The sequence below is a fragment of the Paraburkholderia aromaticivorans genome (genome assembly GCF_002278075.1).
GTDB classification, from domain to species: Bacteria; Pseudomonadota; Gammaproteobacteria; order Burkholderiales; family Burkholderiaceae; genus Paraburkholderia; species Paraburkholderia aromaticivorans.
In genome coordinates this window covers 1,576,690-1,600,827 of sequence record NZ_CP022990.1, presented here as the reverse complement: position 1 = coordinate 1,600,827, position 24,138 = coordinate 1,576,690, and the positions used below count along the sequence as shown (strand labels likewise).

The 24,138-nt window shown below is 63.2% G+C and carries 19 protein-coding genes; 9 read left to right on the top strand and 10 right to left on the bottom strand.

The window, feature by feature from the left end; translation table 11 throughout:
- Positions 1-39 precede the first annotated feature (39 nt).
- Together CJU94_RS26900 and CJU94_RS26895 are read left to right on the top strand one after the other, a co-directional pair.
- Positions 40-1,410, top strand: a complete 1,371-nt coding sequence (locus tag CJU94_RS26900; protein WP_095421670.1) for a lysine N(6)-hydroxylase/L-ornithine N(5)-oxygenase family protein — start codon at positions 40-42, stop codon at positions 1,408-1,410.
- A 40-nt stretch (positions 1,411-1,450) separates the two neighbouring features.
- Positions 1,451-2,299 carry a formyltransferase family protein gene (locus tag CJU94_RS26895; protein WP_095421669.1) on the top strand — a complete coding sequence of 283 codons (849 nt, stop codon included), beginning with the start codon at positions 1,451-1,453 and terminating at the stop codon, positions 2,297-2,299.
- 85 nt (positions 2,300-2,384) lie between these two features.
- Here CJU94_RS26895 and CJU94_RS26890 read toward each other — a convergent pair whose 3' ends face one another.
- Entirely contained in the window at positions 2,385-3,896 is a 1,512-nt protein-coding gene (locus CJU94_RS26890) for an MFS transporter (RefSeq protein WP_244221093.1), read from the bottom strand.
- Between the two features lie 319 nt (positions 3,897-4,215).
- Between CJU94_RS26890 and CJU94_RS26885 the strand changes: the two genes are divergently transcribed.
- The gene (locus CJU94_RS26885) at positions 4,216-5,154 is read left to right on the top strand and encodes a LysR family transcriptional regulator (protein ID WP_095421667.1); all 939 of its coding nucleotides are present in this window, start codon (positions 4,216-4,218) and stop codon (positions 5,152-5,154) included.
- Here CJU94_RS26885 and CJU94_RS26880 read toward each other — a convergent pair.
- On the bottom strand, positions 5,151-7,334 hold the full coding sequence (locus tag CJU94_RS26880) for a TonB-dependent siderophore receptor (protein ID WP_095421666.1): 2,184 nt from the start codon (positions 7,332-7,334) through the stop codon (positions 5,151-5,153). The two genes, CJU94_RS26885 and CJU94_RS26880, sit on opposite strands and share 4 nt — an antisense overlap.
- Before the next feature lie 410 nt (positions 7,335-7,744).
- On the opposite strand from CJU94_RS26880, the gene CJU94_RS26875 reads away from it, so the two are divergent.
- Positions 7,745-9,973 (top strand): NADP-dependent isocitrate dehydrogenase, encoded by a 2,229-nt coding sequence (locus CJU94_RS26875; protein WP_095421665.1) that lies wholly within the window; start codon positions 7,745-7,747, stop codon positions 9,971-9,973.
- A 107-nt stretch (positions 9,974-10,080) separates the two neighbouring features.
- Here CJU94_RS26875 and CJU94_RS26870 read toward each other — a convergent pair whose 3' ends face one another.
- The 6 genes from CJU94_RS26870 to CJU94_RS26845 all read right to left on the bottom strand — a co-directional run bounded on the left by CJU94_RS26870 (position 10,081) and on the right by CJU94_RS26845 (position 15,446).
- Positions 10,081-10,311: a hypothetical protein gene (locus tag CJU94_RS26870; RefSeq protein WP_095421664.1), complete on the bottom strand. Its 231-nt coding sequence runs from the start codon at positions 10,309-10,311 to the stop codon at positions 10,081-10,083.
- A gap of 393 nt (positions 10,312-10,704) precedes the next feature.
- Entirely contained in the window at positions 10,705-11,523 is an 819-nt protein-coding gene (locus CJU94_RS26865) for an alpha/beta fold hydrolase (protein WP_095421663.1), read from the bottom strand.
- A 247-nt stretch (positions 11,524-11,770) separates the two neighbouring features.
- Positions 11,771-12,364, bottom strand: a complete 594-nt coding sequence (locus CJU94_RS26860) for a hypothetical protein (protein WP_095421662.1) — start codon at positions 12,362-12,364, stop codon at positions 11,771-11,773.
- A gap of 155 nt (positions 12,365-12,519) precedes the next feature.
- Positions 12,520-13,848 (bottom strand): DUF3443 family protein, encoded by a 1,329-nt coding sequence (locus CJU94_RS26855; RefSeq protein ID WP_095421661.1) that lies wholly within the window; start codon positions 13,846-13,848, stop codon positions 12,520-12,522.
- Between the two features lie 28 nt (positions 13,849-13,876).
- Entirely contained in the window at positions 13,877-14,383 is a 507-nt protein-coding gene (locus CJU94_RS26850; protein ID WP_095421660.1) for a DUF2844 domain-containing protein, read from the bottom strand.
- A gap of 169 nt (positions 14,384-14,552) precedes the next feature.
- Positions 14,553-15,446 (bottom strand): LysR family transcriptional regulator, encoded by an 894-nt coding sequence (locus tag CJU94_RS26845; protein ID WP_095421659.1) that lies wholly within the window; start codon positions 15,444-15,446, stop codon positions 14,553-14,555.
- Positions 15,447-15,545: 99 nt separating this feature from the next.
- Between CJU94_RS26845 and CJU94_RS26840 the strand changes: the two genes are divergently transcribed.
- The 3 genes from CJU94_RS26840 to CJU94_RS26830 are packed head-to-tail and all read left to right on the top strand — an operon-like array spanning position 15,546 to position 18,550.
- Entirely contained in the window at positions 15,546-16,850 is a 1,305-nt protein-coding gene (locus CJU94_RS26840; RefSeq protein ID WP_095421658.1) for a CitMHS family transporter, read from the top strand.
- 25 nt (positions 16,851-16,875) lie between these two features.
- Entirely contained in the window at positions 16,876-18,234 is a 1,359-nt protein-coding gene (locus tag CJU94_RS26835) for an acyclic terpene utilization AtuA family protein (protein WP_095421657.1), read from the top strand.
- Between the two features lies 1 nt (position 18,235).
- A complete protein-coding gene (locus CJU94_RS26830) occupies positions 18,236-18,550 on the top strand; it encodes an AtuA-related protein (protein ID WP_095421656.1) in 315 nt (104 codons plus the stop codon).
- A gap of 38 nt (positions 18,551-18,588) precedes the next feature.
- On the opposite strand, the gene CJU94_RS26825 is transcribed toward CJU94_RS26830, so the two are convergent.
- A complete protein-coding gene (locus CJU94_RS26825) occupies positions 18,589-19,299 on the bottom strand; it encodes a FadR/GntR family transcriptional regulator (protein ID WP_095421655.1) in 711 nt (236 codons plus the stop codon).
- Between the two features lie 425 nt (positions 19,300-19,724).
- On the opposite strand from CJU94_RS26825, the gene CJU94_RS26820 reads away from it, so the two are divergent.
- Positions 19,725-21,056: an MFS transporter gene (locus tag CJU94_RS26820; RefSeq protein ID WP_095422813.1), complete on the top strand. Its 1,332-nt coding sequence runs from the start codon at positions 19,725-19,727 to the stop codon at positions 21,054-21,056.
- Between the two features lie 133 nt (positions 21,057-21,189).
- Complete coding sequence (gene gudD / locus CJU94_RS26815) at positions 21,190-22,539, top strand: glucarate dehydratase (protein WP_095421654.1); 1,350 nt, start codon at positions 21,190-21,192, stop codon at positions 22,537-22,539.
- A 25-nt stretch (positions 22,540-22,564) separates the two neighbouring features.
- Here gudD and CJU94_RS26810 read toward each other — a convergent pair whose 3' ends face one another.
- Positions 22,565-24,073 carry an MFS transporter gene (locus tag CJU94_RS26810; protein ID WP_095422812.1) on the bottom strand — a complete coding sequence of 503 codons (1,509 nt, stop codon included), beginning with the start codon at positions 24,071-24,073 and terminating at the stop codon, positions 22,565-22,567.
- Positions 24,074-24,138 lie beyond the last annotated feature (65 nt).

Below are 24,138 nucleotides of genomic sequence, written 5' to 3'. Positions count from 1 at the left end.
CATGCGGCACGCCGGCTTCCACCGATAAGGACCTGCGACATGCACAGAGACACCGTATTTGATCTGATCGGAATCGGCTTCGGACCGTCGAATCTGGCGCTGGCCGTGCGCCTCGCCGAAGAAGCCGGGGTCTCGGACCTCGCGCACTGCTTTATCGAGCGTCAGCCGGAATTCGGCTGGCATCGCGGCATGCTGCTCGACGACTGCCGGATGCAGATTTCCTTCCTCAAGGACCTCGTGACGATGCGCGATCCGACAAGCCGCTTCACCTTCATCAACTATCTGTTCGAACGCGGACGCCTGGCGGATTTCGTCAACCTGAAGAACTTCTATCCGACGCGCGTGGAGTTTCACGATTACCTGGCCTGGGTGGCGGCGTCGTTCGACGATCGCGTGAACTACGGCCAGACCGTGACCGGTATCGAAGCGGTCAGGAGCACGGGCCACACGAACGAAGTCGCAGCGCTGCGCGTGTTCTCCCGCGACCACGAAGGACGCGAATGGCAGCGGGTGACGCGGGCGCTGTCGGTCGGTATCGGCGGCGGCCCTCAGGTGCCGGAGGCTTTCGCCGCTCTCGGCACGCACAACATCGTGCATTCGTCGCAGTACCTCACGTCGATCGATCGGGTGGTGGGGCCCGCGAGCGGTGCGCGAAAACGCTTGGCGGTGGTCGGCGCGGGGCAGAGCGCGGCCGAAGTGTTCGTCGATCTGACGCGCCGCTATCCGCACGTGGATGCGAGCCTCATCATCCGGTCGAGTGCGCTGAAACCCGCCGACGACAGCCCGTTCGTCAATGAGATCTTCAACCCCGCCTTTACCGATGTCGTGTACGCGCAGCCGCGCGACGGCCGGCGCGCGCTGATCGAGCGCTTTCGCGACACCAACTACGCGGTGGTCGACCGTCCGCTGATCGAGCAGATCTACGAAATGCTTTATCTGCAGAACGTCTGCGCCGAGCCGCGCCACCGGTTGCTGGCGAACACCGCCATCGAAACCGCGATGCGCACGGGCGGCGGCCGGATCGAACTCACGCTGCGCGACCGCTTGAGCGGCCACGCGCGCGCCGAGCATTTCGACGCGCTCGTGCTCGCGACGGGTTATCGCCGCGACACGCATGTCGACCTGCTGGAAGGGCTCGCGCCGCATCTGGGCGATGCGCTCGCGCGAGGCGACGTCGAACGCGATTACCGGCTTGTCACACCGGCGAGCTTTAAACCGCGCATTTATCTGCAGGGCTGTTGCGAAGACAGTCACGGACTCTCCGACACGCTGCTGTCCGTGCTTGCGCTGCGTTCCGACGAAATCGCCGCTTCGCTCGCGCATCACGCCTTGCAGGACCGGACGGCTGACCGGACAAGCCGCACCCAGGCAAACGCGACGAGCGCGGGCCGCATGAGCTACGCTGTCTAATGCAACGCGGCGTCACGACTGACATACACAGGAATCGACCATGCCAAAGAAGAAACTCGTTTACATCTGGTCGCTGCGAAACGCGGCCGCCGACAAGGCAGGCCAGGACATTGCGTACAAAAGCGGCTCACGCTATATGAAGTCGGTGCTGGAGTCGCTTGTCGAAGCGCTCAATGAAACCGGACTCGGCGACCAGTACTCGCTCGAACAGGTCATTTACGATGACGATGCCGGATCGAGCGCGGACCGCGAAAAACTCAAGGAATACGGGTTCGCCTACGAGCCGGGCAAGCGCTGGTTCTATCCGCCGGATTTGCGCGTGCAGGGCAAGCCGGTCAATGATCTGCTGCTCGCGATTCCATCGACATACCGGCGCGAACCGCTCGATGCGCCAGGACGCGCGGCACGTAAGAGCGAGTTTGAAAAGCACCTGCTCGATACGCTGAGGGCGTTGAAGGCCGATATCGTCGTGCTCGATGGGCTTCTGATCATTCTCGACGAACTGGTTCGGCCGGGCGCGCCGTTCTATCGCAAGATCGTGAATATTCACCCGGGCGTGACGCGCGCCGATTCGCCCTATGAGCGGCGCGGCGCCTATGCGACGCTCGACGCGCTTTACGGCGCACGCGGCAAGAAAGTCATCAACTGGAAGACGATGGAGACCGTGGCGGTCGAACCGCTACATCTGACGGGCGCATCGTTTCACTATGTCGATAACGGAATCGACTCCGGCGAGGTGATTCACGACGTGCTGAATACCGAAATCGACGAGAACGATACGATCCTCGAACTACGCTGGAACAATTTCAACCGCAGCCTTTTCCCGGCTTTGAACGAGGGGCTCGCGATCATGGCCGGGCAGCAGGCAAGCCGATGCGACGCGTGCTGAACAGCGTGTCATCTCCGATGGCGCACGCCCGCCCTCCATAGGCACCCTGAGGCACCCTGAGCGGCGCGAGTGCGCCGCTCTTCCGTCACGCCTCGACTTGCACCGGCTGCCCCCCAGGCGCGTGCTTCGTGCGGCTCAGTCTTCGCGACGCGCGGCCGGAAATCACGAAACTGAGTGCGGCGAGCACCCACACACCCACGGCACCATAGATCATCACCCAGCCGAAACCCTGCATCAACGCAGCGTGCACGATGCTTCCGGACGGGTCGATTCGCGCCAGGGCCGGGATGCCGGCTCTCACCGCCTCGATATCTCCCGCCGCAATTTTCTCTGCCAGCCTGCCGAGTTGCGCGGTGCCGAGCGGCTTCGGCAGTCGCGTCTTCAGATCGAACAGAATGCCGCCGACCAGGATCGCGCCCATCAACGCGATGTTGATCGCGAGCGTAATCATCCGGGCGCTCATATCGATGGCGGACGCCATGCCCGCGCGTGCCGCGGGAACCGCAGCGGTCGTCGTATTCGTGACAGGCGTATTGGTGAGGCCGAGGCCCGCGCCGGCAAGCATGCAACCGGGCAGCATCGCCCACACGTCCGCGTGCGCGGCGCTGCTGCCGTATCGCATCAGCATGAAGCCGAGGCCGATTGTAAACAGGCCCGCAGGGATGGCGATTCCCGAGCCGAAACGCAGCGCGAGACGTTCGCCGAGCGGCGGCAAGACCAGCGTGGGCAGCGTGTAGGCGAGCAAGGCAAGTCCGGCGTGCACACTGTCATAACCAAGGCCGATCTGGAAGTAGATCGGCAAATAGATCATGAAGGGCCAGAAGCTGAAATTCATGCCCGCCGAGCCCATCAACGCGCCGGAAAACTGCGGAATCCTGAAGACGGAAAAATCGAACATGGGACGGGCACTGAGTTTCTCGGCAACGAGAAACCCCACGAAGGCGAGCAGCGTCGCCGCGATGATCAAGCGTGCGCGAGGATTGTCGAAACCGAGGGCTGGGGCCTGCGTGATGAAATACACGAGGCCGAAAACCGCGAGTGACAGCGTGACGATGCCGGCCACGTCGAGCGTATGCGCGTGCGGGTCGCGCGACTCCTGCACGCCGCTGAAAACGAGCGTCAAGGTGAGGACGGCGAGCAGTGCATGCACCCAGAAGACCCATTGCCAACTGGATAGCGCCACGATCGTCCCGCCGATGATCGGCCCAAAGCCGAGCCCGATGCCGAAGATGATGCCCCACGCGCTGAATGCGCGAGCGCGTTCGGGCCCTTCGCTGAACTGATGCGAGAGCACGGCCACCTGGCAGATGAGCATGGCGCCGCCGCTCGCGCCTTGCAACAGGCGCGCGACGATCAGCGTCGGCACGCTTTGCGCGAGCCCGCAGATCAACGAGGTGACACCGAACAGCGCGATGCCGATCACGAAGATGCGCCGGCGGCCGAAGCGGTCCGCCAGCGCGCCGGTCGCCATCAGGACGGTGGTCACCGCGAGCGTGTAGGCATTCATGATCCATTGCATGCCTTTGAAGTCGCCGTGCAGCACTCGCTCGAGCGTCGGCAGAATCACCGGCACGCTGGAGATTTCGAGGCCGAACATCAACGAGGCAAGGCACACCGCGCCCAACGCCAGGGTGTTTTTGCGGAGCGAGAGGACGGTGGCGGGCCGCGCGACTTCGCCGGCAGCGATGCGTGCAGGGCGCGACTCGCGCGAGGCCGGCGGATGTTCTGCCGTGGCCGCCGCTCGGGGCCGTTGTGCGCGCCGTGGCGGCGCGATCGGATCATTGGTCATGGATTTCCACCTCGAAAGTCGATGGGCTTTGCCCACCATGGAATGTGTAATATAGGGGGAATTAAAGTCCCCATTGGCGCGTGAAAATCCCAGAAATGTGTCTTGGAAGGAACCAATAAGGCGAAGTATGAGCGACATCCTCGACGGCGTGACCACGTTCGTGCGCGTGGTTGAAACCGGCAGTTTCGCGTTGGCCGCGGAGCGCATGAACCTGACGCGCTCCGCGGTCGGCAAAGTGATCGTGCGGCTCGAGAAGCGGCTCGGCGTGCGCCTGCTCAATCGCACGACGCGCAGTCAGAGCCTCACCGAAGACGGCCAGGCGTATTACGACCGCTGTGTGCGCGCGCTGGCCGAACTGGAGGCCGCCGAAGCCGACCTGGACTCAGGGCGGCGCGAACCGAAAGGGCGTCTGCGTGTGAGCGTGCCGCAGGCCTTCGGGCATCACTGCGCGGCGCCAGTGCTGCTGGGACTTGCGCGCAAGCATCCGCAATTGAAGATCGACATTTCGATTACCGATCGCTTCGTCGACGTGATCGAAGAGGGTTTCGATCTCGTGGTGCGTGTCGGACCGCTCGCCGACAGCGTGAGTCTCGCCGCGCGCAAGCTCGGCGTGCAGCACGCGAGCATCGGCGCCGCGCCAGCCTATCTGGCGCGGCACGGCACGCCGCGCAGCGTGGCCGAACTGAGCGGACACGTTGTGATCGCCTACTTGCGGGCAGGCTCGGCGCAGCCGTGGGATGTGGTCGACGTGGATGGGCAGATTCGCCGCGCGCAAGTTCAGCCGCAGCTCGGTTTCGACGACATGCAAGGCATCGTCGATGCCGCGCTCGCCGGATTCGGCCTGGCGTGGCTGCCGAGTTGGCTGCTCGCCCGCCATGAGCAGACCGGCGAACTGGTGACGGTCATGGACAACTGTTTCCGGCCTTCTCAGGAGATCCACCTGGTGTGGCCGAAGAGCCGCTATCTGCCGCTGAAAACGCGCTGTGCGATCGATGCGCTGGTCGCGCAGATTCCGCCCATGATCGGGGCGCCCGACGCGGGCGCCCCTCGTTCACCTGATGCCTAGAATTGCAGCGTGGCGCTGGCTACGGCGGTGCGCGTCGGCGACGGCGCCACGTAGTAGCCCCATGCCGTCGTCCAGTAACGGCGATTGAAGAGGTTGTTGATCCCGGCGCGGAAGGTCACGTCCTTGCCGGCGATCCTGGTCTCGTACCGGCCGCTCAGATCGAAGGTGGTGTAGGCGGGCACGAACTGCGTGTTCTGCGCGTCCACCGCCTGATTGCCGACATACTTGCCGCCGAAGGCCAGCGTGAGCGGGCGCAGATACGACGGGTTGTATTCGATACGGCCCGTCACGGTGAAGCGCGGCGCGCCGTAGATGCGCTTGCCTTCCACGGACGGGTCGTCTACGTCCACTGCCTTCGTGTCGAGCCACATCACGCCGCCCAGCACGCGCCATTCGCTCGTCAGCGCAAGCCAGCCGCTCGCGTCGACGCCCTGATAGCGCTTCGTGCCATCCTGCACGAAGATATTGGCGGTGTTCGTGTAGTTGTAGCCCTGATCGACACGGAACAGCGCAACGTTGGCGCCCCACCCGGCGTGATCGGTTTTGAAGCCGATTTCGTACTGCTTGCTCTTCAGCGGACCGAACGTGGCCGGGTAGTTGAGGTTGGTATTCGACGCCGCGCCGCCCTGTTCGAGCGACTCGACGTAGCTCGCGTACACCGTCGAGTACGGATCGGTCTTGAACATCAGCGCGAAGGTCGGCGTGACCGGATCCGCTTCGTATTGCGACGAGACGGCGCCGCTCGGGTCGTACACATGCTGGCGATATTGCGTGTAGCGCAGGCCGACCAGGGCCGACAGGCGCGACGTGAGTTGCACGGTGTCGCTCGCGTACACGGCAGCCTGCGTGGTGCGCTGCTGGCGGTACAGGTCCGAGCCGATGCTGACTTCGTCGTTGGTCAGCAACGTGCTGCCGTACAGATTGCCGTAGCCGAGGAAGTAGCCCTCGTTCCAACCCGTGCTGTTGCTGTACTCGCTGGTTTGCGTTTCGAAACCGGCGCCTACCACCACGTCATGCTTGATGCTGCCCGTGTTGAAATGCCCTTGCACCATCGCGTCGACGTTCTGGTAGAAGTAGCGCGTCATGGCCGCATAGAGCGTGTTCGAGTAGTTGCCCGCTGCGTCCGTGACAAACAGAAGACTGTCCGAATTGGTGCGATTCTCCTTGGCGAAGCGGTATTTCACGCTCGCGTGCCAGTTTTCGGAGAGGCGGTAGTCGAGGCCCGTGCCGAACGAGGCCATTTCGGTCTGGTAATAGTTCTGCGGTTGCGTCAGCGCGTGGGTGACTTTGCTCGCGTCGGGAATGCCGCCGGCGTCGGAGCCGAACATCAGGCCGAACAGCGTGCCGTTGGTTTTGCGCTTCTGGTAGAACGCGTCGGCGCTCCACGTCAGGTCCGGCGTAATGCGGAAGTCGAACGCGAGCGACGCCACCTGGCGGCGCACGTGACCGTGGTCCTCGGCGGTGTTGCCGTCTTCGTTGACGAGGTTCAGGCGGTAGCCGAAACGGTCGTCGTTGCCGAAGCGGCCGCCCAGATCGACCGCCTCGCTGAACACGCCGGCCGACCTGTAGCCGACGGTGACGCTGCGGTACGGCGTGTCGGTGGGGCGTTTCAATACGTAGTTGACGATCCCGCCCGGCGAGCCGAAGCCGTACATGAAGCCGGACAGGCCCTTGAGCAATTCCACCTGCTCGAACGGTTCGAGCGACAGGTCGGTATCCCACGACGGGAAGGTCTGGCCGTCCACCTTGATGCTGTTCAGCGTGTCGATCGGCATGCCGCGCACGGTGAACATCGAATTTTCGCTGATCGCGTTTTCGCTCGTGACCGAGACGGCCGGATCGTACTTGTACAGATCGTTGGCGGTCGTCGCGAACAGATCCTGCGCTTCGTCGCTCGTCACCACGTGGGTCGAGAACGGCGTGTCCACCTGCTTGCGCGAACCGAGCGCGCCCGCGCTGACCGTGTCGGCTTGCGCGACCGCGCTGTCTTTCGACGCCGTGACGCTCACGGCCGGCAAGGTGGCGGCCGTCTCGCTCGCCGCGGCTTGCGCCCATCCCGGCGACGACAGCGTGGAAAGCGTCAAACCGACGCTGGCCAGAAGCCCCGCGCTAAGCAGCGATGGGGTGCGACGTTGGCCGCGCGCAAAAGTCGGGCGGCCGGCGACAAATAGAGTCTGCATGTTGTTCGAATTAGGCAGGTGGCGGCGCGCACCAGATTTGTGCAAAAACGGCGCCGTGCTAGCGAGTGGTTGTTAGACGAAAGGGTGAAACTGAAAGGTGTGCTCGAATGGTAATGCATCTGATTCGCATTCACAAATTATTTTTTGCGGTTCAGGTCATCTATAAGACATCTCTTTTCAGACCGGGTGTATGAGGCTGTAAGTCTTATCTGGCGGGGCTGGACCCCATTGAGCGTGCGTTCTGGATATGTTTGTTTCGCAGCGAATAGAGGAAAACACGCATATACTCACGCTCTGGCCGTAAAAAGTAGTGCCGAGCCTCGCGCTGCGTTTTGCTGCTTCGTCGCAACCTCGCCGGCTCAGCGCTACCAAACGCTCTGTCTATCACTTCACCTAGCAAAGCATCGAACATGTCCACACCGCCGAAGATCATCTACACCCTGACTGACGAAGCGCCTGCTCTGGCGACCTACTCGCTGCTGCCGATCGTCAAGGCGTTCACGCGCTCGTCCGACGTGATCGTTGAAACGCGCGACATTTCGCTGGCCGGCCGGATCATCGCTGCATTTCCCGACTACCTGAGCGCGGAACAGAAGGGTTCCGACGATCTGGCGGAGCTGGGTGCACTCACCACGCGTCCGGAAGCGAACATCATCAAGCTGCCGAACATCAGCGCGTCGGTGCCGCAACTGAAGGCCGCGATCACGGAACTGCGCGATCAGGGCTACAAACTGCCGGCGTACCCGGACGTCGCAACGACCGACGCAGAAAAAGACGTCAAGGCTCGCTACGACAAGATCAAGGGCAGCGCGGTCAACCCGGTGCTGCGCGAAGGCAATTCGGACCGTCGCGCGCCGCTGTCGGTGAAGAACTACGCACGCAAGCATCCGCACAAGATGGGCGCGTGGAGCGCGGACTCGAAGTCCCACGTCGCGCACATGAACAGCGGTGATTTCTACGGCAGCGAAAAATCGGCGCTGATCGGCGCAGCCGGTTCGGTGAAGATCGAACTGACGGCTGCCGACGGCTCGAAGACGGTCCTGAAGGAAAAGACGGCCGTGCAAGCGGGCGAGATCATCGACGCTTCGGTGCTCTCGAAGAACGCGCTGCGCAGCTTCATCGAAGCGGAAATTGCCGACGCGAAGGCGAAGGGCGTGCTGTTCTCGGTGCACCTGAAGGCCACCATGATGAAGGTGTCGGATCCGATCATGTTCGGTCACGTGGTGTCGGTGTTCTACAAAGACGTGCTGACCAAGCACGCCGACGTGCTGGCGCAAGCCGGCTTCAACCCGAACAACGGTATCGGCGATCTGTACGCGCGCCTGAAAGACCTGCCGGCTGAAACGGTCGCGGCGATCGAAGCGGACATCAAGGCGCAATACGAACAGCGCCCGCCGCTCGCCATGGTCAATTCGGACAAGGGTATTACCAGCCTGCACGTGCCGAGCGACGTGATCGTAGACGCGTCCATGCCGGCCATGATTCGCGAGTCGGGCAAGATGTGGGGCGCGGACGGCGCGCTGCACGACGCCAAGGCCGTGATTCCGGACCGTTGCTACGCGGACGTTTATCAGGCGGTGATCGAAGACTGCAAGAAGCACGGGGCGTTCGACCCGGTCACGATGGGCACGGTGCCTAACGTCGGCCTGATGGCGCAAGCTGCCGAAGAATACGGTTCACACGACAAGACGTTCCAGATTCCGGCCAACGGCGTGGTTCGCGTCACGGACGCAGCCGGCACGGTGCTGCTCGAACAACCGGTCGAAGCGGGCGACATCTGGCGCATGTGCCAGACCAAAGACGCGCCGGTTCAGGACTGGGTCAAGCTGGCGGTCAATCGCGCCCGCGCCTCCAACACGCCCGCCGTGTTCTGGCTGGATGCGGCCCGCGCGCACGACGCCCAGATCATCAAGAAGGTCGAGCACTACCTGAAGGACCACGACACGAGCGGTCTGGACATCCGCATCATGACGCCGGTCGAAGCGACGAAGTTCTCGGTCGAGCGCATCCGCGCCGGCAAGGACACGATCTCGGTCACCGGCAACGTGCTGCGCGACTACCTGACCGACCTGTTCCCGATCATGGAACTGGGCACCAGCGCGAAGATGCTGTCGATCGTCCCGCTGATGGCAGGTGGCGGCATGTTCGAAACCGGCGCGGGCGGTTCGGCGCCGAAGCACGTTCAGCAACTGGTCGAAGAAGGTTTCCTGCGTTGGGATTCGTTGGGTGAATTCCTGGCGTTGGCCGCGTCGCTCGAACATCTGGGCACTGCGTATCACAACCCGAAGGCGCAGGTCCTGGCCAAGACGCTCGATCAGGCAACCGGCAAGTTCCTCGACAACGACAAGTCGCCGGCGCGCAAGGTCGGCGGTATCGACAACCGCGGCAGCCACTTCTACCTCGCGCTGTACTGGGCGGAAGCACTGGCCGCGCAAACCGAAGATGCCGCGCTGCAGGCGCAGTTCGCCGGCGTGGCGAAGGCACTGGCCGAAAACGAGGCGAAAATCGTCGAGGAGTTGGGTGCTGCGCAGGGCAAGCCGGCGGACATCGGCGGTTACTATCGGCCGAATGTCGAACTGACGAGCAAGGCCATGCGCCCGAGCGCCACGTTGAACAAGATCGTGGACGCGATTGCTTAAAGCACGGAAGAAGCGTGCTGCACAGAAGTAAGCGGTAAGCATGACGATGGCGCTCTCGAGCGCCATCGTCATTTTCATTTCGACGTGAGTTGCCGCCATACCTGCGATCACACGTGAACGATTTCCCAGTCGCTGAGCTTCTCTGGAATTTCGAGCGTTGCCGTGTCGTCGCCTTCCGAGAGATGCGGGCAGATCAAGCCGCGTGCGAGGTCGTCGGCCGCTTGTTGCGGGCTGGCAAACTCGCCGAGCGTTTCGTTGCCGTAAGTTGCTTCCCAACCGCCTTGTCCCGGCAAAATGTAGAACGCTCCCTGATTCGAACCAAAACGAAAGCCTTTCATTTTTAGTCTCCCAATGACCAATTAAAAACCGCGGTGCCGTGGCGGCTTCGAGCGCGGGGTTGGGGACCGTCAGACAGTGCTTCCGTCTCATCCCACTCGCCCGGCTACTGAAGCGTCGGCTCTTGTAAAAGAGTTTACGTCAGCAGGCAGCGGCGCAAGGGGTTGTTCGACGCTTCGTTGGAGCAAAAAATTGTTTTTAAAAATAACGGCTTATCGTCGTCGTTCCGCCATGTGAAACGCGGGGCGGCATTGCGAAATGCCGGATTTGTGCCACGCACCACGATTTTTTACGAAGCAATCGATCGTTCCACATCGTGAAATTTTCGGCGGTTTAAGTGCGGTCGTTCTATTCGCGGCAGGATCGCGAGCGGCCGCCGTGTGGCCGCGGCCCGTTTAGCCGGCAATGCGGCGCAGGAAAGCGAGCATCACACGATTGAATTGCGCCGGCCGTTGCAGCGGGGCGAAATGGCTCACGCCGGACAGCAGAATCAGCTCGGCACCGGGAATGGTGCGGGCAAGGTACTCGGCGTGTTCCGGCTTGATGAATTCGTCGTGTTCGCTTTGCACGATTGCGACCGGCGCACGGACTCGGGCCAGGTCGTCGGCGCGGTAGTTAGGCTCGGTTTTCATCATCGTGCTGACGGCGCCGACAAACGTATCGAAATCGTCCGGGGTCGCCGAAAGCTCTGCGTAGTCTTTTGCGTGGCGGCTGAAGCAGCGCTCGATCGTCGGCGTGGGTACAAACGGCTTCGTGCCGCTCGGGTCCATGTTGCAACCGAAGAAAAACACGCCCGCCACGCGCTCCGGGGCGGTGATCCCCAACACCATCGCGACGCAGGCGCCATCGCTCCAGCCGACCAGCGCCGCACGATCGAGCTGCAAGGTGTCCATGACGGCTAGCACGTCGGACGCCATCAACTCGTACCGGTAGGGGCGCGCGTCGCGAGTGCTGCGGCCGTGTCCGCGACTGTCGATCGCCACCACGCGATGCCCCGCCTCGAGCAGCGCCGGAAGCTGATAACCCCAGTTGCCGCTGTGCCCGAGACCGCCGTGCAGGAGAATCACCGGCGCGCCGGCGCCATACGACGCATACCAGATGCGCGCGCCTTCGTGCTCGACGTAGCCTTCTTCGTTCGAAACCGGCAACGGCGCCGCGCCATGGGCTTCGAAGTGCTCGAGGTCGTCGTCGTGCAACTTGCTGATGGATTCCATCGCCCTTGTCTCCGATGTGTCGACCAGAGTTGGCGCTTCAGCGCCTACTCTGGTCCCATGCACCTGCTGCGTCCCATGCAACATAGTTGTCTTGGGGATTCGCTAGGTTGCCAGCGTTCCGGACACGGATCAACGGACCTACGAGTTTTTGCGTCCGGTGGGTTCGCGCAACGTCGACGCAATAAAAGCAAAACCCGGCACGCAGGCCGGGTTCCGTTTTATCGCCGCACCGCCGGGAATACGTCCATCACTGCATCCCGGACGACTCGTAATTCACATCCGAGACCACGCCATTCGGGTCGATCGTCACGATCAGATCGCGCTTGGAGAACTTGAGGTTGAACGCCGACCCGCTCGTCGTGTGATACGCATAGACGAGGGCTTGGCCGTTCTTGTCCTTGATGATCGGATACACCGCATAGCCGGCGGGTCTGCCCAGCAACGCGATAACCTCGTCGCGGGTGGTCTTGCCTTTGACGATGGCCGAGCGTTTCGACGCGTCGAAACTACTGGCGTCGTCCTTGAACGTGGAGACGAATACGTTCGACACCATCACGTCTTTCCAGAAGCCCAGTTCCAGCGAACGCGCCGGTATCACCCCGGTTTCCAGCGGCGTGCCGCCAGTCGACGCATACGCATAGGAAAGCAGCGTCACGTCTTCCTCGTTTTTGGTGACGGTGCTCTGGCGAAACGGGCTGCCGTATTTTGCGCGCGCCTCGGCAACGGTCGTTTTGCCGTTTTGCAAAGCCGCATCATCAGGACGGACGAAGTTCGTACCGGCGCAGCCACTCAGCATGCCGACGAGAGCGGCACTCAGGCAGATCATTGAAATCTTGTTCATCAGGTCCCCGAAGACAATGTAAAAAGGCGTGCACTTGGCACTGTTTTGAATGCTTCTCTAACCAGCGAGATGCAGCGAGATGCAGCGAGGTTCGCATGTCACACGCACAGTGGCTATCGACGTCCTTCCAATAACCACTGCACGTCACCAGAAACTCAACTCGAAACGTACGCGACATACGGCCCCGCCCCGCCGCCGCTCGATGCGCGCCCCGAGATGCCGTAGTACACATGGCGCCCGTAGAAGAACGGCAGGCCGAAGTCGAACTGGCGGGTCATGTAGATCCCGAGGTTGTTGAATGCGTTATTCCCCGATACGTTCAGCGTCGCGCCGTTCGCGATATTGAAGCCGAGCGTCACGCTCGAAGGATTGGTCGCCACGAGGGTCGAGGTACGGCCCACCGTCGCGGCCGGAATGTAGTAGCCGGACGACGCGTCGCGGGCGATCGTCGTGTCCGGAAAGAACAGCACGGTCGAGCCCGAATCGAAGAACGTCTGCGTGAACACGGTGCCGTTATAGCTCGACGTGAAGTCGCCGTTCAGGTTCGTCCGCAAGAGTGGCGCGCCTGTGCCGTTCAGCACGTTGTTGGCCTGGGTGTCGATGCCGAACACGAGCGTGCCTTGAGCCGTCGCGCTGCCGCTATCCGACACTTGCGCCATCTCCAGAATCACGCCGTTGTTGTCGTGCGCGAAGAGCGACACCGGATTGGTGATCTGGCCGCTGGCAGGCACCGAGGTGGCGTTGCCGGCATTGGTGTAATAGAACTGCGGACGCGCCGTCAGTTCACACGCTGAACCGCAATCCGTCGGACTCACGCCAATGCCGAGAATGCCGTTCGCACCGATATCGGCAACGCTCGCCAACTGCCGCCCGACCTGACATTCACCCGGCGCGGCCACGCTCAGTGCCGGATCGCCGATCACGTGGATCGGCGCCGACGGGGCAATTTCGCTCGATAGCCCCACGTCCGCGAGATGCACCGACCCCCATGCATAGCCGCTGCCGAACAGCGCGCATTCGGCGAGCGGCAGGCCGCTCGGACGAGCCGTTTCGGCGGTGAGCGTGCTGAAGGTGGCGTCGGGAATCGCCGAGCGAATCAGACGCAGCCCGAACGACGCCGTGTCGACGATCACGTTCGGAATCGTCGCGCAACTGGTTGTCGCGTTGGAGCCGGGTGCGCAGATCTTGACGCTCACCATCGGCTGGTTGTGAATGCCCGTTCCGCTTACCGTCACCAACATCGTATTGCCCACGCCCACCGGTGTGGGTACGGCCGACGCGTCGACGGCGAGCACATTGGGTGTCGGGTTACTGGTCAGGGGAGTGTTCGTCGAGCCGCCCGATGCCGCGGGCGCACTCGCCGCGGCGGGCGAGTTGGCCGCCGTGGTGCTGCTGCTACCGCCGCCGCCGCCACCGCAGCCGGCAAGACCGAGTGCCAATCCGAGCCCGAGCGCCGCGGCAATAATCCTTGCGATTTTGCGCACTGTTGTTCTCTCTGATGATTTCAATGAGTTATTTGATATCGTCAGCGCTTACCCCTTGCGGCAGCGCTTGCGGCAAATAGGCGCGGCCCACGAAGGCGCCCATATGGCCGCCGGTCTCCACGACCAAACCCGACTGATGGACGACTGCGGGTCCATATCCCCCGCCTTGCGTAACGTGGGCATCGGTAAGCGCCTGGACATAAGAGGGGAAGTACGTGGCGAGCAGCGTTTTGAGCGGCGGCATGGTCGGGCCCTGCCAGCTCAACGCGAAGACGCTGTTGCCCGCGCCGATGTATTCGCTGACGACGGTGCCCGATGAAAGCGTTGTCTGGCTGACGGTGTAGCTCGCCGCTGGCGAACTGCCGCTGGCGGCGAAGCGCGCCACGGCTGCGCTATGCTGGCCGGCCGCCCCCGCGCTCGTGCTGCTCGCCGTGACGGGATAGGTCGGTGCGCCGCCCAATGCCGCATAGGCCGGAGCAGCCAAGGCGAGCGACGCCGCGACTATCGCGAGTATTCGAAACTGACTCGTCATCATTTTTAGTTTTCAAAGTTTTTGGATTTTTTTGGACGCGCGAGCGGTTTTCTTATCGCTCGAACTCGCGCGAAGCCGATATTATTGCGAGCGCGTTGAATTAAATCAGCCGATTAATGGTGATAATCGGGCGCTGTTTGAAATTGAAAGGTAAAGCGCATGCCGCGCCTGTTCAATCCTCGCCGAGTTTCTCGATCAGCATCGAAACAAAGGTCTCCGTGACGGGCGGCAACGTCCGGCCGCGCTTCTTGATGAGCGCGATCGGCCGGGTGAACGCGGGATCGTCGACCGCGCGCACGATCAGTTCGGGCTCTGCTCTGACTTCGCGGGCCGACGCCGGCAGGATCGTCACACCGAGCCCGGCGCGCACCATCGCGACAGCGGTCATCATGTAGGTGGGTTCGCACGCGATCTCCGGTGTGCAGCGGGCGTTCGCGAAGGCGCCGTCGACAACGGCCCGCACGCTCGTGCCCTGGGCGGTCAGCACGAGCGGCACGGCGGAGAGATCGGCGAGCGTGATGCGCCGCCGCCGGGCCAGCGCATGGCGCTTCGGAAACACGGCAACCAGCCGGTCGATGCCCGCATGCAGCACCTCGAACGCGGCATCGTCGAGCTGGCCGCCGGTCAGCCCGATGTCGGCCTCTTCATTGCGCACCAGCGTATTGACCATGCTGGCAACCACGTCGCGGACATGAAAGCTCACGCGCGGCACGGCCTTCTTGATGTCCTGCACGAGTTCAGGCAACACGCTGGCCGCGAACGTGGGCAGGCAGGCGATGCGCACCGTGCCGCTCGCGCCTTCGCCGAGCGAGCGTGCGTCGATCAGCACGTGCTCCATGTCGTGCAGCGACTTCTGCAGGAGCGGCAGCAATTCGCGGCCGGTCGGCGTCAGCGCGACGTTGCGGCTATTGCGGTCGAACAGGCGCATGCCGACTGTCTCTTCGAGCCGGCGAATCTGCACCGTCAGCGCCGGTTGCGACAGATGCAGCCGGGTCGCCGCTCGCGTGAAGCTGCCCGTTTGCGCCACTGCGATAAACGCGCGAATGTCCCGAAGATTCAGATCCATGATGGTTTGTAATTGCTGCGATCAAATCATTTCAATTGATTTATAAGCGCTTCGAACTTACGCTGGATCGCAGTAAAAAACAATCTCGGAGACAAACACATGCTGCCATTACTGGGGCTCGCCACCATTGTCGTATTGCTCGGCGCGATTCTGTCGAAACGCATGTCGCCGCTGGTCGCGCTCATTATCGTGCCGATTGCGGCGTCGCTCATCGGCGGCTTCGGCTTTCAGACCAGCAAGTTCGTGATCGAAGGGCTCAAGAGCCTCGCGCCGGTCGTCGGCATGTTCGTGTTCGCGATTCTTTACTTCGGCACCATCACCGATGCCGGCACGCTCGATCCGATCATCGACCGCATTCTGCGCGCGGTCGGCACGCGGCCCACGCGGATCGTGATGGGCACCACGCTGCTTGCGCTGCTGATCCATCTGGACGGCTCGGGCGCCGTCTGCTTTCTGGTTACGATTCCCGCCATGTTGCCGCTCTACGATCGTCTGAAGATGGATCGGCGCGTGCTCGCCGCAGCGGTTTCGATGGCGGCCGGTATTAACTTTCTACCGTGGACGGGGCCGATGATTCGCGCCTCCGCGTCGCTGCATCTGCCGATCTCGGCGCTCTTCAATCCGCTGATTCCGGTGCAGGCGATCGGCCTCGCATTCGTGTTCGGCATGGCGTTCTGGCTCGGTCGGCGCGAGGAAAAACGCCTCGGCCTCACGGCGGCGAGCGCTTCGGTGCCCATGCCGAAACGCGAACTCACGCCCGAAGAACAGGCGCTGCGCCGGCCGAAGAACTTCTGGTTCAACATCGTGCTGACCCTGGTGGTGCTCGGCACGATGGTCGTGATGGGCGAGAAGATCCCGCCGGCGATCATGTTTATGGTCGGCCTGTGCATCGCGCTGATGGTGAACTATCCGAACGTCGATATGCAGCGCAAACGGATCGACGCGCATGCGCGAGCCACGTTGATGATGGCCGGCATTCTGCTCGCGGCCGGCGTGTTCACCGGCGTGATGCAAGGCAGCGGCATGCTGAAGGCGATGGCGCAGGCGGCGGTCGGTTTCGTGCCGCCGGCGATGGCCGGCCATATTCCCGTGGTGCTCGGCTTGCTCTCGATGCCGCTCAGCATGTTGTTCGACCCCGACTCGTTCTATTTCGGCGTGCTGCCCGTGATCGCCGAAGTGGCCGGCCAACTCGGCGTGCCCGCGGTGCACGTCGGCCAGGCGGCCTTGCTCGGCCAGATGACCACTGGTTTTCCGGTGAGCCCGCTGACGCCCGCCACGTTCCTCGTGGTCGGCCTGTGCGGCATCGATCTCGCGGACCATCAGAAATTCACGTTCCCCTTGCTGTTCGGCGCGTCGGTCGTCATGACGATTGCCTGCGTCGCGCTGGGGATATTCTCACTGTGAGCCTCACTGAACGGATGTGACCAGCATGACAGCCACTCATTCTCAACGGACCGTGCGCATTGGCGCGGGCGCGGGCTATTCCGGCGACCGGATCGAACCCGCCGTCGAACTGGCGGAGCACGGCGCGCTCGATTACCTCGTTTTCGAGTGCCTCGCGGAACGCACGATTGCGATCGCGCAGCAGGCGCGCAGCAAGGACGCTGAGCTCGGCTACGACCCGTTGCTCGAAACGCGCATGAAGGCCGTGCTGCCGGCCGCGCTGCGCAACGGCGTGCGCATCGTTTCGAACATGGGGGCGGCGAATCCTCTCGCGGCGGCGCGCAAGACCGCGGAGATCGCGCGCACGCTCGGTCTCGGCGAGGTGAAGATTGCGGCGGTTACCGGCGACGATGTGCTCGACGTCGTTCGTCAGGGCGATTTCTGCTTCGTCGAATCGGGAGAGCATGTCTCGGACTATCAGGATCGGCTGGTTTCCGCGAACGCCTATCTCGGCGCGAGCGCCCTCGTCGATGCGCTCGCGGCCGGTGCGCAGATCGTCCTGACCGGACGCGTGGCCGATCCGTCGCTGTTCGTCGCGCCGCTGATTCACGAATTCGGCTGGCGCATGGACGACTGGCAAACGCTGGGTCAGGCAACCGTGATCGGCCATCTGCTCGAATGCGCGGGGCAGATCACCGGCGGCTATTTCGCTGATCCGGGCTTTAAGGACGTTCCGGAACTGGCGAGGCTCGGATTCCCGATTGCCGAAGTCGGGCAGGACGGCGCGGTGGTCATCACCAAGCTCGCGCAAGCCGGCGGGCGGGTGACCGAAGCGACCTGCAAGGAACAACTGCTGTACGAGATTCACGATCCGCGGCGCTATCTGCAACCGGACGTGGTCGCGGATTTCTCGCAGGTGCGGGTCGCGCAGGAAGCGCCGGATCGTGTGCGCGTGAGCGGCGGGCGAGGCACGCCGCGTACGGATACGTTGAAGGTGTCGGTTGCTTATTTCGACGGTTATATCGGCGAAGGGCAAATTTCGTACGGCGGTCCCGGCGCGTTGGCGCGCGCGCGGCTCGCGCTCGATATCGTGCGGGAACGGCTCGTGTCGACCGGCGTGGAGACGAGTGAATTGCGCTTCGATCTGATCGGCGTGAATGCCTTGTACGGGGAAACGGCGGCTGCCGGCTATGCTGAACCATACGAGGTGCGCGCAAGAGTGGCGGGGCGCACGACCTCGCTGGCGCAAGCGGTGCGTATCGGCAACGAGGTGGAGACGCTCTACACCAATGGACCCGCAGGCGGAGGCGGCGTCACGAAGTCGGCCCGCGAAGTCGTCGCGGTGCAATCGGTTTTGCTGCCGCGCGAGCATGTGACGCCGGCGTTCTCGATGGTGGAGGCGTGAGATGAAATTACGTGAGCTGGCTCATTCGCGTACCGGCGACAAAGGCAATACGCTGAACATCTCGGTGATCTGCCATGACGCGAAGCACTATGAACACCTACGCACGGCGCTGACGCCGGAGCGGGTCAAAGCGCATCTGCGTGGTGTCGTGCAGGGCGACGTGGTGCGCTACGATCTGCCCGGCATTGCCGCGTTCAACTTCGTGCTCGGCAATGCGCTTGGCGGCGGCGTAACGCGTTCGCTCGCACTCGACGCGCACGGCAAATCGCTGAGTTCGGCGTTGATGGATCTCGATGTCGAGGCGCCTGCTGCGTAGTGCGCTCCTACGGTTGCGGCCGCCCTCTGACCGGCGGCTCAATCGCCCGCTTTGCTCAGCTCGTGAGCGCGGCGCAGCCGTTCGCGGCTATTGCTCAAATGCATGCGCATGGCGGCGCGCGCGTCGTCCGGATCTTGCCGTTCGATCGCGCGAAAGATCATCTGATGCTCGCTGAGCACGTTACGCAGATGCTCGATATGGTCGAGTTCCGCGATCTCCGCCGTGCCGAGCCGCGTGCGCGGGCTCACCGCGCGGCCGAGCTGGCTCAACACGTCGAAGAAATAGCGATTGCCGCTCGCGCGGGCGATCTGCAGATGAAACTCGATGTCGTGCGCGAGCGTATCCGTGCTGCCGCGCTCGAGTTCGGACTCGAAACGCTCCAGCGCGCCGCGGATCTGCTTGAGGTTCTGGTCGGTGCGCCGCGCTGCGGCGAGCGCGGCGGAGGCGGCCTCGACGTCGATACGGAATTCGATGATCGCCATCACGTCCAGCATGCTGGAGAGGTCGGCGGCCGGCAACTTCATGGCTTGTTCCGTGGCCGGTGCCAGCACGAAGGTCCCGATGCCGTGACGCGTCTCGACCACCTTGGCCGCCTGCAGGCGCGAAATCGCCTCGCGCACCACGGAGCGGCTTACCGAGAGCTGCTTCATCATCGCGACTTCGGTGGGAATGCGATCGCCCGGCCTCAAGGCGCCCCGGCGGATTTCATCGGAAAGGGTGGCCACCACCTTCTCAGTCAAGCTGCTCATTTCTGGGGCTGGTCGGTTGTTCGGCTGGAATTGCACACGTGGCGCGTGCGAACGGCGTCGTGTGTCGCCTCGGTATAGCCATCATAGCGTCTGTCCGGCCAGGAACGATGTCAATCGCGCGGTCGCGACGGTTTGTGGAAATGAGGTTCCAAGGCCAGTTTGACGGCAGCCGGCCCTCAAAATCTTCTAGTCATCAGACATCCTAGTTCGTTTTGCGAAGAGGACGCTGACGTGGATTCTAACGCGGAAGTACACCATATTGCATGGGTTTGACAGGGTAAACACTGCGTTGGAGCCGTCCACTAAACAGCGGTAGACTGTCATCGGACAACGTATCACGTAATTTGGTATGAAAAACCGGCGTGCACGAATGCGCCGCGCTGCATTCGATCGGCTCGTTTGACTGGCCGGAACAGGAGACAACCTTGACATCTGCTTTCACCACCCCCGCCGATCCGCTCGAATCAGCGGTCTCCAAGGTCAAGCGGCACGTGCTGCCGCTGTTTCTGATCATGTTCATTGCGAACTACATCGACCGTGTGAACATCGGCTTCGTCAATTCGCACATGCAGACGGATCTCGGCATCGGCGCCGCCGCCTACGGCCTCGGAAGCGGCCTGTTCTTCATCGGCTACGCGCTGTTCGAGGTGCCGTCCAACGTGTTGATGCAGAAGTACGGCGCGCGCGCGTGGCTGACCCGCATCATGGGCACCTGGGGACTCGTCGCGGCGGCGATGGCGTTCGTCTGGAACGACACCTCGTTCTATGTGCTGCGGTTTCTGCTCGGCGTCGCCGAGGCCGGCTTCTTCCCCGGCGTGGTTTTTTACTTCACGCAGTGGCTGCCGCAGAAGGAGCGCGGCAAGGCGGTGGCGGTTTTTCTCGGCGGCTCCGCGCTGGCGTCGGTGCTGTCCGGTCCGATCACCGGCAGCCTTCTTTCCATTCGCGGCTTCGGTCTGCACGGCTGGCAATGGATGTTTCTCATCGAAGGCGGTTTTTCGATCGTGCTGTGCGCGGTGAGCTGGACGCTGCTGAAGTCGCGTATTCGCGACGCCTCGTGGCTCACCACTGAAGAGCAGAACGTGCTCGCGACGTCGATCGCGGCGGAGCAGGCCGAGCGCGAGGCGCACGGCGGCGCGCATCTGCCGGCCATGAAACTGCTGAAGGACCCGCAGATTCTGCTGTTCTGCTTCCTGTACTTCGCGATTCAATTGACCATCTACGCCGCCACTTTCTGGCTGCCCACCATCATCCGCAAAATGGGCGGCCTCTCGGACTTCGAAGTCGGCATGCTCAACGCGATTCCGTGGCTGATCGCCATGTTGGCGATGTACTGCTTCGCGTTGCTGTCGGCGAAATGGCGTTTTCAGCAAGCGTGGCTGGCCGTGGCGCTCGTTATTGCGGCGTGCGGGCTGTTCGCTTCGACCTCGGGCAATCCGGTGTTCTCGTTCGTGGCAATCTGTTTCTCGGCGATCGGTTTCAAGGCGGCGGCTTCGCTGTTCTGGCCCATTCCGCAAGGCTATCTGGATGCACGCGTGGCCGCCGCGGTCATTGCGTTGATCAACTCGGTGGGCAACCTCGGCGGATTCTTCGCGCCGGCTGCGTTCGGATATCTGCAGCAGCATACCGGTTCGATTACCGGTGGCCTGTACGGCCTCGCCGTGGCTTCGTTGATTGCGGCAGCGGCTGGCTTTCTGACCCGCAACCGCCGCATGAATCACGATTCGCTGGCGCAATCGTTGCCGCATAAAGTTCACTGATGACACTGACTGGCAGAGCCGCCCATCATGCGTGACGCACTGTCCAGTTTCCGTCCGGCGCCCAGTGTCGAGCGCGATCGCATAGCGCCTCGATTCCGGCTACCCGGCTCATTCACTCACCTGGTTCAACCTCATGTCCACGAAACCTTCCCAATCGAACGCCACGCCGGTCGTCACCGAGCTGCGTGTCGTGCCTGTCGCCGGCCGTGACAGCATGTTGCTCAATCTGAGCGGCGCGCACGGCCCGTTCTTCACGCGCAATATCGTCATTCTGCGCGACAGCGCCGGTCATACCGGCGTCGGTGAAGTGCCGGGCGGCGAGAGCATCCGCAAGACCATCGATGATGCGCGCGCGCTCGTCGTCGGTCAGTCGATCGGCAACTTGCAGGCAGTGTTGAACAAGGTGCGCACGCAGTTCGCCGATCGCGACGCCGGCGGCCGCGGTTTGCAGACATTCGATCTGCGCACCACGATCCACGCGGTGACCGCGCTCGAAGCCGCGTTGCTCGACCTTCTCGGCCAGCATCTGGGCGTGCCCGTCGCCGCGCTGCTCGGCGAAGGCCAGCAACGCGACGAAGTGGAAATGCTCGGCTACCTGTTCTATATCGGCGATCGCGGCAAGACCGATCTGGCGTATGCGAGCGGCGCCGATGGCCGCGACGAGTGGGAGCGCGTGCGCACCGAACAGGCGCTGACGCCCGAGGCCGTGGTGCGTCTGGCCGAAGCGGCGCAGGCGCGCTACGGCTTCAACGACTTCAAGCTCAAAGGCGGCGTGCTCTCCGGGGACGCCGAAATCGAAGCCGTCACGGCGCTCGCCGAAAGGTTTCCCAAGGCCCGCGTGACGCTCGATCCGAACGGCGCGTGGTCGCTCGCCGAAGCGGTGCGACTGTGCCGCGACAAGCACGACGTGCTGGCCTATGCGGAAGATCCGTGCGGCGCTGAAAACGGCTATTCAGGCCGCGAGGTGATGGCCGAGTTCCGTCGCGCGACCGGCTTGCCGACGGCGACCAACATGATCGCCACCGACTGGCGCCAGATGGGACACGCGATCCAGTTGCAGTCCGTGGACATCCCGCTGGCCGATCCGCACTTCTGGACCATGCAGGGTTCGGTGCGCGTCGCGCAAATGTGCAACGACTGGGGCCTCACGTGGGGCTCGCACTCGAACAACCACTTCGACATTTCGCTCGCCATGTTCACGCACGTGGCGGCGGCCGCGCCCGGCAAGATCACGGCGATCGACACCCACTGGATCTGGCAGGACGGTCAGCGCCTGACGCGCGAGCCGCTGCGGATCGTCGGCGGCAAGGTGAAGGTGCCGCAGGCCGCGGGGCTGGGTATCGAGCTGGACATGGACGAGATCGAGAAGGCGCACGCGCTGTATCAGCAGCACGGCCTGGGCGCGCGCGACGACGGCGCGGCCATGCAATATCTGATTCCGAACTGGAAGTTCGATAACAAGCGCCCGTGTCTGGTGCGCTGAACCGTCGACAACCGGGCCGGCGGCTTCAACTCTTGCGAAACACCACATGCGAGATGCGCTGCACCAGCAGCGCGGCCGCCAGCGCCGCGACCGCCGTCAGCCACACGCCGATATGAATCGACTGCACCAGCGCATCGCGCGCGGTATCGATCAGTGCGAGCGTATTGAGCCCTGACGGCTTCATATCCGCGATCAGCTTCAGACGCGACGCTTCGTCGATAAGGATGCGCAAGTCGACGAAGCGAGGCCGCCATTGCGACGCGGCCGGTTCGCCGAGCACGCTTATCGTGCGCGTGACCACGTCGCGGTAGTGATGCGCCACCACGGTCGCGACAATGCTGGTGCCGAGCATCCCGCCCACCATGCGCGTGGATTGCAGCAGCGCCGTCGTGATGCCGAAGCGCTCGCGCCCGGCAATCTCCTGGCCGAACACATTCAGATTGTTGAGGATGAAGCCGAGGCCGATGCCGACCGCGGCCATCGGCAATTCGATCCGCACGTGCGGCGTGTCCGGATTCGCGAACGCCAGCGCAATCGACGCGAACAACAGCAGCGCGAAACCGATCGACAGGATCTGCGTGGGCTTCTTCATGTGAATGACGATGCGCGTGTTCAGCAGACTGCCGAGCGCGATGCAGGCGGCGATCGGCGTGGCGAGCAGGCCGGCCTGTTGCGGCGACAGGCCGAAGCCGCCTTGCAGCAGCAGCGGCGCGAAGAAGATCAGCGAGAACATCACGAAACCCGACAGCATGCCGAGCGTAAACAGCGTGACGAGTTGCGGGTCTTTGAACAGGTCGAGCGGAATGATGGGGTGCGTGGCGCGCTTTTCGCATATCAGCAATGCGATGGTGCCCGCGATCACGCAAGCGGCCAGCGTGAGATTGCCGGCGCTCAGGCCGTCTTTCGGCACGGCTTCGATGAAAGCCTGCAGCCCGCCGAGCACGGCGGCGACCAGAGCCGCGCCGAGCCAGTCGATCTTCACTTCGCCTTCATGCGGACGCCGGAAGCTGGGCAGATGCGCCCAGATGAAATAGAGCGCGGCCGCGCCGACCGGCAAGTTGATCAGGAAGGTGGAGCGCCAGCCCCAGTGTTCGCTCATCCAGCCGCCGAGCGACGGCCCCGCCGCGGTGCCGATGCCGTAGGCGGCGGCCATCACCACTTGCCAGCGCACTCGCGCCCGCGGATCGGGGAAGAGGTCGGGTATCGACGCGAAGGCCGTGCCGACCATCATCCCGCCGCCGACGCCTTGCAAGCCGCGCGCGATCACGAGAAACAGCATGTCGTTCGCGACGCCGCAGAGCACCGATGCCACCGTGAACGTGATGACCGCGGCAATCACGAAACGCTTGCGGCCGAAGTAGTCGCCGAGCCGCCCGAACACCGGCACGGTGACCACCGAGGCGAGCAGGTACGCGCTGGCGATCCATGCGTAGTACTCGAAGCCGTGCAACTCCGCGACGATGGAAGGCAGGGCGGTGCTGACGACCGTCTGGTCGAGCGCGACCAGCATATTGACGAGGCCGATGCCGAGCATGGCGAACAGGGCGTTGCGAAAGGGCAGGGCGGTGGCGGTCGGATTCACGGGTATGGGAGAGAAAG

Excerpts from the sequence above, each read along its gene's own strand:
- CJU94_RS26900 (WP_095421670.1), top strand. The coding sequence starts at position 40 with ATGCACAGAGACACCGTATTTGATCTGATCGGAATCGGCTTCGGACCG.
- CJU94_RS26895 (WP_095421669.1), top strand. The coding sequence starts at position 1,451 with ATGCCAAAGAAGAAACTCGTTTACATCTGGTCGCTGCGAAACGCGGCC.
- CJU94_RS26890 (WP_244221093.1), bottom strand. The coding sequence starts at position 3,896 with ATGTTCGGCCTCGAAATCTCCAGCGTGCCGGTGATTCTGCCGACGCTC.
- CJU94_RS26885 (WP_095421667.1), top strand. The coding sequence starts at position 4,216 with ATGAGCGACATCCTCGACGGCGTGACCACGTTCGTGCGCGTGGTTGAA.
- CJU94_RS26880 (WP_095421666.1), bottom strand. The coding sequence starts at position 7,334 with ATGCAGACTCTATTTGTCGCCGGCCGCCCGACTTTTGCGCGCGGCCAA.
- CJU94_RS26875 (WP_095421665.1), top strand. The coding sequence starts at position 7,745 with ATGTCCACACCGCCGAAGATCATCTACACCCTGACTGACGAAGCGCCT.
- CJU94_RS26870 (WP_095421664.1), bottom strand. The coding sequence starts at position 10,311 with ATGAAAGGCTTTCGTTTTGGTTCGAATCAGGGAGCGTTCTACATTTTG.
- CJU94_RS26865 (WP_095421663.1), bottom strand. The coding sequence starts at position 11,523 with ATGGAATCCATCAGCAAGTTGCACGACGACGACCTCGAGCACTTCGAA.
- CJU94_RS26860 (WP_095421662.1), bottom strand. The coding sequence starts at position 12,364 with ATGAACAAGATTTCAATGATCTGCCTGAGTGCCGCTCTCGTCGGCATG.
- CJU94_RS26850 (WP_095421660.1), bottom strand. The coding sequence starts at position 14,383 with ATGATGACGAGTCAGTTTCGAATACTCGCGATAGTCGCGGCGTCGCTC.
- CJU94_RS26845 (WP_095421659.1), bottom strand. The coding sequence starts at position 15,446 with ATGGATCTGAATCTTCGGGACATTCGCGCGTTTATCGCAGTGGCGCAA.
- CJU94_RS26840 (WP_095421658.1), top strand. The coding sequence starts at position 15,546 with ATGCTGCCATTACTGGGGCTCGCCACCATTGTCGTATTGCTCGGCGCG.
- CJU94_RS26835 (WP_095421657.1), top strand. The coding sequence starts at position 16,876 with ATGACAGCCACTCATTCTCAACGGACCGTGCGCATTGGCGCGGGCGCG.
- CJU94_RS26830 (WP_095421656.1), top strand. The coding sequence starts at position 18,236 with ATGAAATTACGTGAGCTGGCTCATTCGCGTACCGGCGACAAAGGCAAT.
- CJU94_RS26825 (WP_095421655.1), bottom strand. The coding sequence starts at position 19,299 with ATGAGCAGCTTGACTGAGAAGGTGGTGGCCACCCTTTCCGATGAAATC.
- gudD (WP_095421654.1), top strand. The coding sequence starts at position 21,190 with ATGTCCACGAAACCTTCCCAATCGAACGCCACGCCGGTCGTCACCGAG.
- CJU94_RS26810 (WP_095422812.1), bottom strand. The coding sequence starts at position 24,073 with ATGCTCGGCATCGGCCTCGTCAATATGCTGGTCGCGCTCGACCAGACG.